The organism is Luteibacter sp. GL_149, assembly GCF_057834065.1.
The window spans coordinates 2,110,855-2,126,110 of the sequence record NZ_CM174395.1 but is presented as its reverse complement, the minus strand read 5'-3'; the positions used below and the strand labels follow the sequence as shown (position 1 = coordinate 2,126,110).

General features: G+C 60.2%; 13 protein-coding genes. 6 read left to right on the top strand and 7 right to left on the bottom strand.

The window, feature by feature from the left end:
- Positions 1-82: 82 nt before the first annotated feature.
- From AC3IR3_RS09770 to AC3IR3_RS09750, 5 genes are all read left to right on the top strand, one after another.
- The gene (locus AC3IR3_RS09770; protein WP_489196687.1) at positions 83-715 is read left to right on the top strand and encodes a hypothetical protein; all 633 of its coding nucleotides are present in this window, start codon (positions 83-85) and stop codon (positions 713-715) included.
- Positions 715-1,722, top strand: a complete 1,008-nt coding sequence (locus tag AC3IR3_RS09765; RefSeq protein WP_489196902.1) for a Tle-like phospholipase domain-containing protein — start codon at positions 715-717, stop codon at positions 1,720-1,722. The genes AC3IR3_RS09770 and AC3IR3_RS09765 overlap by 1 nt, the downstream gene beginning before the upstream one ends.
- The gene (locus AC3IR3_RS09760) at positions 1,719-2,330 is read left to right on the top strand and encodes a hypothetical protein (protein WP_489196686.1); all 612 of its coding nucleotides are present in this window, start codon (positions 1,719-1,721) and stop codon (positions 2,328-2,330) included. The genes AC3IR3_RS09765 and AC3IR3_RS09760 overlap by 4 nt, the downstream gene beginning before the upstream one ends.
- Positions 2,330-4,441 (top strand): XVIPCD domain-containing protein, encoded by a 2,112-nt coding sequence (locus tag AC3IR3_RS09755; protein WP_489196685.1) that lies wholly within the window; start codon positions 2,330-2,332, stop codon positions 4,439-4,441. Before AC3IR3_RS09760 ends, AC3IR3_RS09755 begins: the two co-directional genes overlap by 1 nt.
- Before the next feature lie 119 nt (positions 4,442-4,560).
- On the top strand, positions 4,561-6,252 hold the full coding sequence (locus tag AC3IR3_RS09750; protein WP_489196684.1) for a type IV secretory system conjugative DNA transfer family protein: 1,692 nt from the start codon (positions 4,561-4,563) through the stop codon (positions 6,250-6,252).
- Positions 6,253-6,258: 6 nt separating this feature from the next.
- On the opposite strand, the gene AC3IR3_RS09745 is transcribed toward AC3IR3_RS09750, so the two are convergent.
- The 5 genes from AC3IR3_RS09745 to AC3IR3_RS09725 form a co-directional block, all read right to left on the bottom strand.
- On the bottom strand, positions 6,259-7,470 hold the full coding sequence (locus tag AC3IR3_RS09745) for a multidrug effflux MFS transporter (RefSeq protein ID WP_489196683.1): 1,212 nt from the start codon (positions 7,468-7,470) through the stop codon (positions 6,259-6,261).
- Positions 7,471-7,658: 188 nt separating this feature from the next.
- Positions 7,659-8,408: an anti-sigma factor gene (locus tag AC3IR3_RS09740; RefSeq protein ID WP_489196682.1), complete on the bottom strand. Its 750-nt coding sequence runs from the start codon at positions 8,406-8,408 to the stop codon at positions 7,659-7,661.
- Positions 8,405-8,962 carry a sigma-70 family RNA polymerase sigma factor gene (locus AC3IR3_RS09735; protein ID WP_489196681.1) on the bottom strand — a complete coding sequence of 186 codons (558 nt, stop codon included), beginning with the start codon at positions 8,960-8,962 and terminating at the stop codon, positions 8,405-8,407. The genes AC3IR3_RS09740 and AC3IR3_RS09735 overlap by 4 nt, the downstream gene beginning before the upstream one ends.
- A gap of 96 nt (positions 8,963-9,058) precedes the next feature.
- Positions 9,059-9,772 (bottom strand): aspartate/glutamate racemase family protein, encoded by a 714-nt coding sequence (locus AC3IR3_RS09730; RefSeq protein ID WP_489196901.1) that lies wholly within the window; start codon positions 9,770-9,772, stop codon positions 9,059-9,061.
- Positions 9,773-9,821: 49 nt separating this feature from the next.
- A complete protein-coding gene (locus tag AC3IR3_RS09725; protein WP_489196680.1) occupies positions 9,822-10,721 on the bottom strand; it encodes an AraC family transcriptional regulator in 900 nt (299 codons plus the stop codon).
- Positions 10,722-10,891: 170 nt separating this feature from the next.
- Between AC3IR3_RS09725 and AC3IR3_RS09720 the strand changes: the two genes are divergently transcribed.
- Positions 10,892-11,974, top strand: a complete 1,083-nt coding sequence (locus AC3IR3_RS09720; RefSeq protein WP_489196679.1) for an aldo/keto reductase — start codon at positions 10,892-10,894, stop codon at positions 11,972-11,974.
- An 81-nt stretch (positions 11,975-12,055) separates the two neighbouring features.
- On the opposite strand, the gene AC3IR3_RS09715 is transcribed toward AC3IR3_RS09720, so the two are convergent.
- Together AC3IR3_RS09715 and AC3IR3_RS09710 are read right to left on the bottom strand one after the other, a co-directional pair.
- Positions 12,056-12,904, bottom strand: a complete 849-nt coding sequence (locus AC3IR3_RS09715; protein WP_489196678.1) for an OadG family protein — start codon at positions 12,902-12,904, stop codon at positions 12,056-12,058.
- A gap of 56 nt (positions 12,905-12,960) precedes the next feature.
- The gene (locus tag AC3IR3_RS09710; protein ID WP_489225039.1) at positions 12,961-15,102 is read right to left on the bottom strand and encodes a hypothetical protein; all 2,142 of its coding nucleotides are present in this window, start codon (positions 15,100-15,102) and stop codon (positions 12,961-12,963) included.
- Positions 15,103-15,256 lie beyond the last annotated feature (154 nt).

The window sequence follows — 15,256 nt, the reverse complement described above, 5'->3', positions numbered from 1 at the left end:
CTAATCGCGCTGTTCAGAGACTAGTGCCAAAGACCAACCAGGAGACCATGCTCCCCGACCTCCCGATCTAACGGATCAACATATGAAGGTAATAAAGCTTCTCTTTCTTATAGCAAAGTTCATCCTTCTCTCAGTCGTCCTTTTAACTTTGCTTTATCTGTTTTTCATGGGTCTCACTGAACTACTTTCAAAGCCGGACATCAAGAAAAATTCGAGTCCTAAGAAACGCTACGAAGTCACTCTGGGGATCAACGATGCGCCCGGTCCGTTCGATAGTGTCACCGGCTTTGTTCAGTACGAGGTAAAAAATCAAAATTGCGTGCCCATCACCGGAATGTCGTTGAATCCACTTCGTCACGTACCGGAGACAGATACGCCGCTCATTTTTCATCGGGTTAGCGACAACGTGTATCGAGCGACGATGTTCACCGATCAATTTGTCGACGAAGACTATTTCGACCTCGGCATCTGTCATTGGGAAATGACTGGGGTCGTAGCAAGACTGAAGATCAAAAATCTTACGCTTACCCCTGGGCTTCAGCCTGATGAGGTTTCCTCGCAGAAGGAAATACCGACGTACTTTGATCGCGGAAACTATGCGCGAAATAAAATGGAACGAAACACGTTCGGCTTCTCAGATCCTTCGAAGTTCGAGCCAGAACTACGAAATAGCCTCTTCTCTATTACCTTATCTGCCAAGGAAGACATGCAGTGATGTCTACAACGCGAGAATATGCAGCAACAAGTAAAGATGCCTACGAAGATCGATTGAGTGGAAAAAATTACGAAATCGATGGCATTACCTATAAAATCTTGACTATCCATCACAGCCAACTAACAGGTTACCAAGGCACGGCATACCAAAGGAGAGATGCAAACGAGGTTATCATCGCCCATCGTGGTACCGAAACATCGATGAGGGGTGTAGCCCAGGATGCCTTAGTCGATTTAGGCATGATCGTGACCGGTCACAACGCCCAGTTGGACGAAGCTCGTACTTTCACGAACCTTGTGCTGAATCAGGCGAAAGAGGAAGCCGGTGCCGACTTCGACCGCGCCAACATCACCGTCACCGGCCATTCCCTCGGTGGCGCCCTCGCCGAAGCCACCGCCTACGAATTCGGCCTGTGCGGCGAGACCTTCAACGGCTACGGTGCCGTCGATCTCCAACACGGTATTCCCGAAGGCGGCGATCAGGTCATCAACCATGTCCGCGTCACCGACGTGGTCAGCGCGGCCAGTCGTCATTTCGGCTCCGTGCGCTACTACGCGACCGACAGCGATATCCAGCGGCTGACCGATGCGGGGTATCACGATCAATCGACCGCAACGAGCATCCGCAATCCGTTCACCCCGATCAGCTTCGCCGCGCATACGATTACCAACTTCGCTCCCAGTGCGCCCGATAGCACCCTCTCGGACCTGTCCGACGCCAACGAACAAAACGCACGCGATCACGCCCGCGCCATCGGCCTGTTCCGGGCCGATATCCATGCCCTGCGCGGAAACACGGTCTCGTCGCTTTGGGAAGCCGCTCATAAGGCACAGACCCTGCATGGCATGGTCGGCAAAGTGACCTCGGACCTGTGGAAGGGCGACGTCGACGGGGCTATGCACATCGTCGAGGCGATCAGGCAACGCGGCGCTATCACGCTTGGGCAAACACAGGCCACCCTCACACATACGATGAGGCTAAGTACCGCGTTGGCCGAGAACGCATGAAGGTCATCAAACTTCTCTTTCTTGCTGCGGTGCTTGCACCCCTGCTTTACCTGTTTTCCATAGAGATCGACGCGTTCCTTTCAAAACCGGATATCAAGAAGAATCCGAATCCTAAGAAACGTTACGAAATCACTCTGACGATCAACGATGCGCCCGGTCCGTTCGATGAAATCAGTGGATTCTCCCAATACAGCGTAAATGACCGATCGTGCGTACCCATCACGGGAGCACCCTTGAACCCGTTGCGGATTCCTCCTGAAACGCAGCGTATCAAGATCGATTTCCGTCGGGTCGCCGGGAGTGTATATCGAGGATATGCGTATCTCGACGGCATCATCAACGAAGACTATTTCGGCCTCGGTGTCTGCCAATGGTCCATGACTGCTATCACGGCAGTCCTGAGAACTGGAAATCTGACACTCGCACCTAGCCTTTCGCCTGACGAAATCTTCTTGGGAAAGGAGGTTCCCACGTACTTTGATCGCGGAAACTATCAACGAAATCAGTTGGAGCGGAGTACGTTCGGCAGGTCCGATCCCTCGAAGTATAAACCTGAACTTCAAGACTCATTGTTCTCCATCACGCTATCTGCCAGGAAGGCCTTCTAATGGTTATGACGACACGCGCCTATGCTTCTTTGAGTAAAGACAGCTATGTAAACTACGAAAAGATAGACAACCATCTGGTCGATGGCGATCTTTATAAAATTATCGCTACTTACCGTGGCTCCTTGATCGGTTATCAAGGAACTGCATATGAAAGACACAATACTCACGAGATCATCATCGCCCATCGTGGCACCGAAACATCACTGGGTGTAGTCCAGGATGCTTTGGTCGACTTAGGGATGGTAGTTGCCGGTCACAATGCTCAGTTGGACGAAGCTCGCGCATTTACTAATGTCGTTCTAAGTCAAGTGAAAGATGAGGCCGGTGACCTCTTCGACCGCGCCAACATCACCGTCACCGGCCACTCCCTCGGCGGCGCCCTCGCCGAAGCCACCGCCTACGAATTCGGCCTGTGCGGCGAGACCTTCAACGGCTACGGTGCCGTCGATCTCCAACACGGTATTCCCGAAGGCGGCGATCAGGTCATCAACCATGTCCGCGTCACCGACGTGGTCAGCGCGGCCAGTCGTCATTTCGGCTCCGTGCGCTACTACGCGACCGACAGCGATATCCAGCGGCTGACCGATGCGGGGTATCACGATCAATCGACCGCAACGAGCATCCGCAATCCGTTCACCCCGATCAGCTTCGCCGCGCATACGATTACCAACTTCGCTCCCAGTGCGCCCGATAGCACCCTCTCGGACCTGTCCGACGCCAACGAACAAAACGCACGCGATCACGCCCGCGCCATCGGCCTGTTCCGGGCCGATATCCATGCCCTGCGCGGAAACACGGTCTCGTCGCTTTGGGAAGCCGCTCATAAGGCACAGACCCTGCATGGCATGGTCGGCAAGGTAACCTCGGACCTGTGGAGGGGCGATGTCGACGGCGCCATGCACACCGTCGAGGCGATCAGGCAACGCGGCGCTATCACGCTCGGGCAAACACAGGCCACCCTCACGCAGACGATGGGGTTAAGTGCCACGCTGGCCGAACACGCCTATCAGCGCACCACGGACACCATCGGGCACAGCCTCGATACCGCGCATCGCGCCATGCTGCACACCGTATCGGCGGTCGGGCATCGCGTCGAACACGCCGCCGACACGGTCGCCCGAACCGCCAGCGAAGGTGCGCAGTACCTCGGGCGCGAGGTGTCGCAAGGTGTCGACGTGGCCCAGCAGGCCGCACAGCGAACGGTACACGTTGTCGCCGAGCAGGTGGAACGAGGGTTTGACGCGACGGTTCACGGCGCGCAGTACGTCGGCCGCGAGATCGCGCACAGCGTCGACGTCACCCGCGACGCGATACAGCGTACCGCTGACGTTGCCGTGCAGCAGGCCGACCGTACCGTCGAGAAGGCGTGGACCGATGCCCGCCATCTGGGCCGCGAACTCGGCGAAGGGATCGAGGTGGCCCAGCACGCCGTACAGCACGGCGCGCAACACCTTGGCCGCGAGGTCACCCAAGGCATCGACCTGGCGCAGCAAGGCGTCCATCGCGCCGCCCATGCCGTGGCGGAGCGGGTCGAACGAAGTGTCGATGCCACGGTCCACGCCGCACAGGACATCGGCCACCGGATCGGTCACGGCTTCGATGCCGTGCATGACGATATCGAGGCGCCGTTCCGTGCCTTGCATCAGTCGATGGATGACACGCTTGAGCAGCTACGCCGACCGGACCCACTGACCCCGCGTCGCGCGATCCGTCTCGACCACCCGTCTCATCCCGATCACACGATGTACCAGCAGGCGCGCCGTGGCATCGCGGCCATCGATGCCTCACAGAAACGCCCTGCCGACGAGTACAGCGACAACCTCGCCGCCGCGCTTGTCCTTGCCGCACGCCGCGATGGGCTGCAACAGATCGATCGCGTCGACCTCAGCCTCGATGGCACCCGCGTGTTTGCTTCTCAGGGCAGCCCCCACGCACCGATTCGCCAGCGTGCCCAGGTGGAGGTTGCCGAGGCCATCAGCCAATCCGTCGAGCAGAGCAGCGCCCAGTGGGGTGAATCCATGCAGCAGTTCCAGCGTCTTCAGATGGAACAGCAGCAGATGCTGGAGCGAAGCCTCAGCATGCGTCGCTCCGGGCCGTCGATGTCCATGTAACCAACGCAGTATCCACCTCCGCGGCAGGCACTGTATGCCGTCGTGACCGAACTGGCTGTCGAACCCCCAATCTCAAATTCGAAGTCGCCCCCTTTGCGGAGCGGCTCAAGGACGAACTCATGAAAACATGGACGTGGCTTCTTGTCGCGACAATGGCCTCAGCTGCGCTGATTGCCGGCGAGTATCTATCCGGCATGCTTTTGATGCTTTTTGCCGGACGAAACGTGAGCGATGCGCATTGGACTACCTATCTGAGCTACATACGTGCGCTCGATTTGCCACAAGTCCATGCCCATCTGACCAAGATCAAATGGGCCGGGCTTCTAGGCTTTGGCGTACCCATCGCGCTGTTCCTCGCCTCGTTGATGCCCATCTTCAGGCGAAAGAAGAGAGCAATACATGGCGACGCGCGCTTTGCGACCAACGCCGACCTGCGAAAACACGGCATGTTCAAACCGTCGAAGCGCGGCATTCTTATCGGCAAGCGCGGCCGGAAAAAGCTTTGGCTGGATGGCCAGCAGTTCGTGATCCTGGCTGCGCCTACCCGCTCGGGAAAGGGTGTCAGTGCGGTGGTGCCCAACCTTCTCTACTACCCCGAATCCATGGTGGCTCTGGATATCAAGCAGGAGAACTTCGACCTGACAAGTGGTTGGCGGGCCAGTCAGGGTCAGGAAATTTACCTGTTCAATCCGTTTGCCGAAGACCTGCGCACACACCGCTGGAATCCCATTGGCAATATTCCAAGCGATCCGATCTTCCGTGTGCCGGAACTGGCGAGCATCGCGGCGGCGTTCTATCCCGATGGGACGGCAGACCAGAAGTTCTGGGTCAGCGAGGCGCGCAACGCTTTTATGGCTTTCACGCTTTTCCTTTTCGAACAATGGGACAGCGATGAAAGAACGGGCGTCCCACAGGAACTACGAACAAAGCCGACCCTCGGCGCGGTGTATCGGGTGTCGTCCGGCGATGGCTCCGACCTGCGAGCTAGCTATGAGCGGATGGCCAGAATGGACTTCCTTAGCTCCGATGCCAGAACCGCCTTCGCGAACGTGCTTTCGCACGCGGAAGAAACGTTTAGCTCGGTCCTTGGGGCATTCAAGGAACCGCTGAATGCCTGGATCAATCCGATTCTCGATGCGGCGACCAGCGAAAACGACTTCCAGTTGGCCGATGTCCGTCGCAAGAAGATGACGATCTATGTCGGCATCCAGCCGAACAAGCTTGCCGAAAGCCGCTTGATCGTAAATCTGTTCTTCAACCAGTTGATCAATGCCAACACGAAAGAACTGCCGGAGAAAAATCCCGAACTGAAGTATCAGTGCGTGCTCTTGATGGACGAGTTCACCGCGATTGGCAAGGTGGAGATCATCGCCTCTGCCATTGCATACATCGCCGGCTACAACATGCGACTTGTCCCGATCATTCAGAGCATGTCGCAGCTCAATGCCGTTTATGGTGCCGACAACGCGCGAACCATCGTGACCAACCATGCGCTTCAGATCATCTTCGCGCCACGCGAGCAGCAAGATGCGAGCGATTATTCGGAAATGCTCGGTTACGGCACGGTTCGCAGGGAGAGCGTCACCCGCGGACGGGGACGCTCGGACGTGTCGCGCAGTCATAGCGAAGAGCGGCGAGCCTTGCTGCTACCTCAGGAACTGAAGGCCATGGGCGCGAACAAGGAAATATTCCTGTACGAGGGCATTCCGCATCCGGTGATGTGCGACAAGATCGTCTACTACAAGGATCGATACTTCACATCCCGGCTGTTGCCAAAAGTTGAAATACCTTCGCTGAAGATACGGAATTGACAACAGTCAGTCCGTCGCCGAAACAATCTCCACGACAGGCTTCCGGACACGCAACGTAACGCGCGCAAACGTCAGCGATATCAGCGAGCATGCGGCAATACCGACGACCATCGGCAACGACGTGCCGTCGATGAAACGGCCGAGTACCGCGATCACCAGCGCACCGGTACCGAACTGCAAGGTACCCATCAGCGCCGACGCGGTGCCTGCGATGGCGCCGTGTTCTTCCAGCGCAATCACGGCGGAGCTAGGAATCACCAGCCCGAGGAAGCCGTAACCGACCACCAGCAGACCCATCATGACGCCCAGACGATCGACGCCACTCGCCGTGATCGCCGCCAGCAGCACCATGGTGACCGCGTAGCCGATGACCGCCGTCCGCACCACGCGTTTCAGGCCATAGCGGCCGCCGAAACGTGCGGTGAACTGCGAGGCACCGATGAACGACACCGCGTTCACCGAGAACGCCAGGCTGTACTGCGTCGGCGTCAGTCCGTAATGGTTGATCAGCACGAACGACGAATTGGCCAGATACGCAAAGAAGCTCGCGATGCCGAAAGCGCCGATGAAGACCACGCCGAGGAAATGACGGTCGCCCAGCAATGTGCGGTAACCCGCCATCGCCGATGCGATGCCGCTCTCCCGGCGGTGTTCGACGGGTCGCGTTTCCTTCAGTACGGTGGCGACCATCAACAGACCCAGGCCCGCAGCGCCCGTCACCACCCAGAAAATGCCACGCCAGCTGGCCAGCTTGATCACCAGACTACCGGTCAACGGCGCGAGGACCGGCGACACGCTGAAGATCAGCATCAGCAGCGACATCAGCCGCGCCGCATCGGTACCGGTGTGCATGTCCCGCACGATCGCACGCGGAATCACCATGCCCGCGCAGGCGCCCAGGCCTTGTACGAACCGGAAGAAGATCAGCGTGTGGATATCCGGCGCCATCGCGCAACCGACGCTGCCGAGCGCGAATATGCTCAGGCCGATGTAGATCGGCCGCTTGCGACCGATCATGTCCGACAGGGGGCCATAGATAAGCTGCCCCACGCCCATCGACATGAAGAAGACCATCAGGCTGAGCTGCACCGTGCCGACATCGGCACCAAGGCTCTTTCCGATGCTGGGCAGCGCCGGAAGATACATATCGATAGCGAACGGTCCGATGGCCGACAACAGGCCGAGAACAATCGCCGCTCTCATGAAACGGGAAGTCATGCGTGGGTGTCCGGGCGTTGGGACAGGCTGCTTGCGCGTGGCCGATGCACACGTGCTGGCTTGTCGTGATTCGATATAATAAACCAATCGGTACAGAAATCAATCGCTATAAGTAATGTCTGCTGACACGGCGGTGCGGGCATCCGCTAAATCGCTTGCCGGACGCATCGCGACGAACGGAAGCTGGCTTATACCCTGCCCGACCGGTTCCCGGCATCGGGCGCGGCACTGATCGCGCCCTTGGCCACCACGGGTCCGGTCGGCTGGCCCGTGGGCGAACCGCCCGTGGGCTCGACCGAAACGGCAAGCGCCGCGGTCGGACCGAGTCGTGCCAGCAAGGACGGATCGAGGGTCAGGGTCGTCGGTTTGTCCAGCGCGATCAAGCCCACCGAAATCGGCTTTCCACCCTGCGGAATCAACCAGAGTTCGGTGGCGCGTCCCTGGGCAATGGCCGCCGGCGTCGCCGGAACGACGACCATGCGTGCGTGCCGTAGGTCCATTGCCGCCGTCCAGCCGGTGACGCCGTCGTCCTGTTTGATGGTCGACGCCATGTAGCCCGCACTTTCGACCACAGGTGACCGGGTCAGATGCGGCAAGGTAACCACGACCACCAGCGCGGCAGCGGCGAAACTCGCGCCGATACCGATCCAACGCCACAGCCGCAGATTCTCCCAGAGGCCCGTGGACGGCCGGGCGCGCGCAGGCGCATCCAGTTGCAAAGCCTCCCTGATACGAACCCAGACATAAGGCGCCGGTGCGATATCCGCAATCGATTCGGCAAGCGGAACCAGGCGCCTCTGCCACAAGGCGATCGCAGTCGCCGCTTCGTTGGAGGTCTCGATTTCATGAGCCACCGCCGCACGCGCATCCGCGTCCAGCACACCCAGTACGTACTCGGCGTAGCGCAGTTCGTTGTGGTCGTCGGCGGTCGTATTCATGCGTCGAGGCACGTGCGAAGTTGTAACAGGCCACGGCGGATCCAGCTTTTCATGGTTCCGAGCGGCACCTGGCAGCGTGCCGCCAATTCTTTATACGTAGCTCCCGAGAAAAAGGCTTCACGCACCGAACGGCGCTGCTGCTCGTCCAGGGCTTCGAGGCAGCGCTCCAGCCGCCGGTATTCCTGGCTGGACTCCGCGTTGGCCGCTGGCGTGGGAGCATCGTCGGCGATGCCGTCCATCTGCGCCGGGTCGCCCATCCGTTCTTCGCGATGCTGACGCAGCCGGTCGATTGCCTTGTTTCTCGACAGCGTGATAAGCCAGGTCATCGCACTGGCCTTCGTGGCGTCGAAGCTCGCCGCGCGGTGCCAGACCGTGATGTAGGTTTCCTGCAGCACCTCGTCGGCTTCGCTGCGATCGTGCAACATCCGCAGGCACGTACCGAACAGCCTGGCCGACGTACGCCGGTAAAGCTCGGCAAACGCCTCCCGATCGCGGCGACCGACCAGCGTCATCAGCAGATTCAGCTCGTCGCGCTCGGCCGGGCTGGTGCTCATCGCAGACAATCCCTTAAATCGTTGAGAAGACGACTTGCCGCTTTTCAGGCCGCCGCCAGCATGAGGGGCGTAAGACGAGCATGCAAGCTCCCGCCGTCAACGGCCCGTCAAGATCGGCTCACCGATCGCAAACCGCACTGCCGCATCCGCATGCAAGGCCGTCGTATCGAACATGGGAATCGACACATCGTCCGCCGACAACAAAAGCATGAGTTCGGTGCAGCCGAGGATGACGCATTGGGCGCCCTGCTCGCCCAGCGCCCGGACAATGCCCTGCAACTCGCGTCGCGACGATTCCATCACGCGGCCCAGACAGAGTTCGTCGTAGATGACCGAGTGGACGATCGCCCGATCGGCTTCGCCGGGAATCAGCACGTCGAGTCCATGCCGCGCTTCCAGTCGCCCACGATAGAAATCCTGCTCCATGGTGAAGCGCGTACCGAGCAGTCCGACCTTATGAAATCCGGCCTCCCTGATCGCTACGGCCGTCGGATCGGCGATATGGATAAGCGGCATATCGACCGCATCTTCCACGACGGGCCAGAGTTTGTGCATGGTGTTAGTGCACAGCAAGAGGACATCCGCACCCCCGGCAGCCAACCTGCGGGCCGCATCGGCCATATGCGTCCCCAACTCGTCCCAACGCCCTTCGTGCTGCAAGGTTTCGATGTCGTGGAAGTTGACGGTCATCATCAGGCTGCGGGCATTGTTGTGACCGCCCAACGCGGCTTTGACACCATCGTTGATCAGACGGTAGTACTCCGCCGACGACTCCCAGCTCATGCCGCCGATCAGACCGATCACTTTCATCTGCGTATCGCCGGAAGCATTCATGACGGTGTCCATGGCTGGCCTGTTTTCATACCGCGTTCCACTCCGGCATCGGAAGGGTTCGTAGCCGCGCCATATCCTGGCTGGGCGACGCACCGAACAGACGGCTGTACTCGCGACTGAATTGCGAGGGGCTGTTGTAGCCAACGCCAAATCCGACGGCCGCGACATCGTCCGATGCCGCCAGAAGCCGCGAACGGGCTTCCTGCAACCGGATCTGTTTCTGATATTGAAGCGGGCTCATCGCCGTGACCGCGCGGAAATGACGATGGAAGGACGAGAGGCTCATCGCCGCCAGTTGCGCCAGATCCTCTATGCGGAAGGGTTCCGCGTAGTGAACGCAAATCCAGCGGATGGCATGGCTGATTTGCGAAAGCCTGCTGTCGGCAAGCCCGATCTGGCGCACCATAGGGCCTTGTTCTCCGGCGAGAAGTCGCCACAAGATCTCCCGCTCGATCATCGGGCCGAGCACCGCGACGTCCTCCGGACGATCCAGCAGGCGTAGCAGGCGAACCATCGCCTCGAGCAAATCGTTCGTGACCTTGCTGATACCCATACCCGCCGGCTCGACAGTCGCGTGATCGCTGGCGGCCGTGTCCAGTAACAAGGTAGCGATAGTCGCCGGCTTCAACATCATGCCGACACCCAGGAAGGGCGCGTCGACGCTGGCCCGGACGATACGGCTGGCGACCGGCAGGTCAACGGACGCCACCAGATACTCCCCCGAGTCGTATTCGAACACCTTATCGGCGAGCACCGTGCGCTTGACACCTTGCGCGACCATGGCCAGCGTGGGCTCGCCAACGTGGTGAATGTGTCCGGTAGGCACGTCGGACGCCATCATCTTCACGTTGGCGATAGCCGTGTCCGTCCGCCCCGGCCGGGCGTGGCGGGCAATCAGCAGGCGAAGTTCGGCAAGAGGTTCCATGCGCCTATTCATACCGCCGAACGCCGGAAACGCAACGGCGGCACACACAAATGTCGCCAGATTGGCAGGATCGTGAAAGAGGTTGGGCCGAACGATCTACCGGCCAGACCGCGCCGTACGCTTTGATGGATGGGCCTGTCCAGGCCACCGTTCATTCAAGGAAAGCCCCCATGTCCCTCGATTCCTATGTCAGTCTCGGCCGCTCCGGCCTTCGCGTCAGCCCCTTCTGCCTGGGTACGATGACCTTCGGCGAAGAATGGGGCTGGGGTTCGCCGGTCGCCGAGTCGGAAGCCATCCTCACCGAATACCTCGACCGGGGCGGCAACTTCATCGATACCGCGAACATCTACACGATCGGCCATTCCGAAAAGATCATCGGCGACTTCTTCGCGAAGCGGAAACATCGCCGGGACCGCACCGTCATCGCCACGAAGTTCTTCGGCAATCTCCATCTGGGCGATCCGAACGGCGGCGGCGCCGGGCGCAAGGCCATCGTCGAACAATGCGACGAATCGCTGCGCCGCCTGCAAACCGACTACATCGATCTTTACTGGCTGCACAATTGGGACCGCACCGCACCCATCGAGGAAACCCTGCGAGCCATGGACGATCTGGTGACCGCAGGCAAAGTGCGCTATCTCGGCATTTCCGACGTACCGGCGTGGAAGGTCGCGCAAGCACAAACCCTCGCGCATTTCCGCGGCTGGTCGCCGCTGATCGCGATGCAGATCGAATACTCGCTGTTGCAACGGACGGTCGAAGGCGAACTGACGCCGATGGCGCAGGACCTTGGTCTTGGCGTCATGCCGTGGAGTCCGCTTCGGGGCGGATGGCTTACGGGCAAATACACCCGCGAAAACGCCGCGACCATCGCGTCCGATCGCGCCGCACTGGTCGGCATGCCGACCGAGAAAGACTATGTCGTCATCGATGCGCTGCTGTCCGTCGCCGGGGAACTGAACGCCACGCCCGCCGCCGTGGCGCTTGCCTGGGTACAGAGTCGTCCGGGTGTGACATCGACGCTTATCGGTGCGCGCCGGATCGAGCAGCTCCACGCCAACCTCGCGGCGCTGGAGATCAAACTCACCGACGCGCAGATCGCCACGCTCGATAACGCGTCGACGCCCACGCTCAACTTCCCGGCGGACGTCAATAAGTACTTCGCGCCGAGCCTCGCCTTTGCCGGCGCCACGGTCGACGGCCAGAAGACCACGGCGTCGCCATTGATGGCATCGAATCCGATCCGTTACTGACCCATCCGGCGTGCGTCACAGGCGCATGTACGGCGCCTGTGACGCGTTCGTTGCCCGGCGCGACAAAAAAGCGTCGTGGATTCAATACGGCACGTGATACCGCGCAAACATCGCCTGCCCCGGCTCATCGACCGCATCGTGGATGGTGCGGTACCACGTCGTCAGCGCCGCCTCGTCCAGCACACGGCGCACCAGCGGCAACGACTGCTCCAGAAACACTTCGAAGAACGGCATGTGCCGCAGGTGCAGGAACGTCGAATCGGTGATGTGCAGGCTTCGATAGAAACCGGCTAGCGGTTCGAGGTACTTGAACGCCAGATCGGGGCGGCCCGCCCTATCCAGCGAGGACAGGAAGTTGGCCTGATACTGGCCGTTGAAGATCAAACCTTCGGCGGGATCCGCACCGCGTTCCTGCGTATAGATCCGCTGGCATGTCTGGTATGCCGCTTCCGCGTCGTCGAAGCGTTCGATCACCGCGGCAGTCGACGCAACGTTCAGATAATTCTGCGAGGACGGCTCGGCTTCGGTCACTGCTACCCAGCAAGGATAGGCCTGCGCATGCTGTCCAAGCCCGGCATGCCCGAACCCGGTCAGACGCACGGCATCGATGCGGATGTCGTCGCGAGCATCCTGCACATACGGTTCGGCAAGGTCGATCGCCTTCTGAAAACTTCCGGCCTGCAACGCCTCGATAGCGGGAGCCAGCTCGACAGGTTCGGTGCTCTCGGCGGACGCGCCCGGCGGCTTCGTTTCTTCCGGCACCGCCGCGTCGGCAGGCGATTCTTTCTTGCCGCTCAGCCGCGTCAACAGGATCAGTACAAGAACGGCGGCGACCACGAAGCCCAGCCCCGCCAGCACGGCCATGCCGAAACCGATACGGCCCGTGAGATACACGACAAGCACAACGGCAATAACCAGCAAGATTTTCATTGAAGTATCTGTTCCGCGATGAAGTTTCGGGAGTGACGCAGAAGTGTCTAAGGTATTTAGTCGCGGGACTGGTCCGGAAAGCTTCCATGACTTGCCGCGTCCACAAGTGCATCGGGGACGCGCCAATGCAGAATGCCGGTCGTGGTAAGCGCCCAGAGGTCGGCACCATTCCACGAGAACGCCAGTGCATGCAACTCTCCGCGGCCCGGCGCCGTAAGCTGCAACGATACCTGCGACTTCGCCACGTCCCAAAGGGCTACTTTCGGACCCGCCCGGACACCATTGGAGCCCAGCGCAAGCAGACGTCCATTCGCCGAACGCGCAGCAGCCTTCAACGTATCGGCCCGGCCGAGCAACGCGGACAGCCGCACGCTGCCGTCTTTTACGTTGACGACATGCATGCCCACAAAGCGATCGCTACGGTCCGGCTTGCCTTCGATTTTCGGCGGCATGCTGCCGTCGTCGGTCAGCGACAGCACGAAGCCTGTCGCGATCCAGCCGGCTTCCGGCGAGCCCAGCGCCCTCGGTACCCAACTGGCCCCACCCGTCGCATCGTTGCTATCGGGCGTACCGGAACGCTGAGCTACCTGGAATGCGCGAAGCACATGTCCGTTGCCCGCATCCAGTTCGGCGATGCCCGACGCGTCTTCGGTCCAGAACGATGTCTGACCGCGCCAGCGCACGGGCGCGATTTGCGTATTGCCCTTCATCGGTACGTCCATCATGGCCTGGCGGGCGGATTTAAGCGTGGGCTGGAACGACCACGCACCGCCATCGGCCGGCGGCTTTCCGGTGGGCTGGAATGCCTCGAATCGCTGATAGCCCAGAGGGCCAGCGTCCTTCGTCGCATAGCTGTGATCGAAATAGACGGGCCACTGTCCGTCGCTAAGTTCCCAGGGCTGATATTTGATCGCGTCGCGCGCACCGACCTGATTCACTTTATACGTGCTGACCTTCTGTGAAGCGACGTCATAGGCATAGAACGTGAAGTCGCCGGTGTTCGCCGGCGAGCTGGAGAACCACACGGTATGCCCATCCGCGCTTAGCACGAGCTGTCTCGGAATATCCTTGTTCTGCCAGACAAGGTCTTCCTTCCACTGCCCGCCCTGCCAATGCAGTCGCCACACTCCCGACGAGAAAACGCCGCCGCCCAGCACTTCGACGCTTAGCAGCAGATCGCCATCGGGGAGTGCAATCAGGTCCTGCGCATAACTGATGGCATTCGATTGCGCATTCGCGATGGCTGCCCAGGGTATGGATTCCGCTTCGATCGGCGGCCGTTCCGCCTGCGGAGGAACAAGCGTCATCGTGGGAACGCCGGACCTCGTCTTGACGGGAGCCATCCAGAACGCCGGCCTCGACGCCACCTGTACCGCCGTCCCCGGATTCGCCGACGCAAGTACGGCATGCACGGCCTCGAAGAGTGGAGCCGGCACGACGCCATAGGTCACCTTGCCCTGCACCGGTGAACTCAGCACCGTGCGCTGCGCCTGCTGTTTGGCGTAATCGGGATTCGGGAAGGTATCCGCGCGGGATATCCGCACCACGGTGGCGGCATGCCCGAAGATGGCGGAGACGTCGAAGACATGGACGACCAGTTCGCTGCCGCTTCTGCGAAGCAAGCCGTAGCTGCGATCCTGCGTTGCGTAATATTCCGGATAGGTCACCCGATAAGCATCGACTGATTGACGATACTGCGGCGCAGATATCGTCACGGCACGTGCCGCGTCCATACGCCGTTCGACTTCTTCGGCGGTGAGTACGCCTTCTTTTAGCGCCAGTGTGAGCTTCGGCAGATCGGAACGTTTTGCCAGCGCATCGCGCAAGTCGGCACGCCGGGACAGCAATACCTCGTCCCAGGCATCGGGCAGATCCGCCAGCGACCTGTTTTCGGTACTGACGTCGAAATCGCCAAAACCCTTCAGTGCCGTCTCTACCGCTTTCCGGGCTTTGTCGAAAGGCACGTCGGCAAGCAGCCAGGCCTCGGTGGCGGCTTCCGTGGATCGGGCGTCGTTCCATACGACGATCCGGTCCTTCAGGTTCACCGCCACCAGATCGGGGTCGGAAACGCTGGTCGCGGGAACCGTTTTCCATGCCGGACTCACCGGCGCAGCATCCTGTGCGGGCGCGACGGGCCCCCACGTGACCATGGCCGCGGCCATAACGCCCGTTAATACCCCTGAAAAACTCAGATTCATCTCGGCATCCCCTCGTCCATGCGATCCGTTCCGACTCAGAATGAGGCCACCCGACAGTCTGGTTTACGGATATGAATGGCCATATTAACCATATTGGATAGAAAGAGCGTTTTGGCGTAATCTCGCCTCCAGAGCCTGGACGGATGCCCAGGCC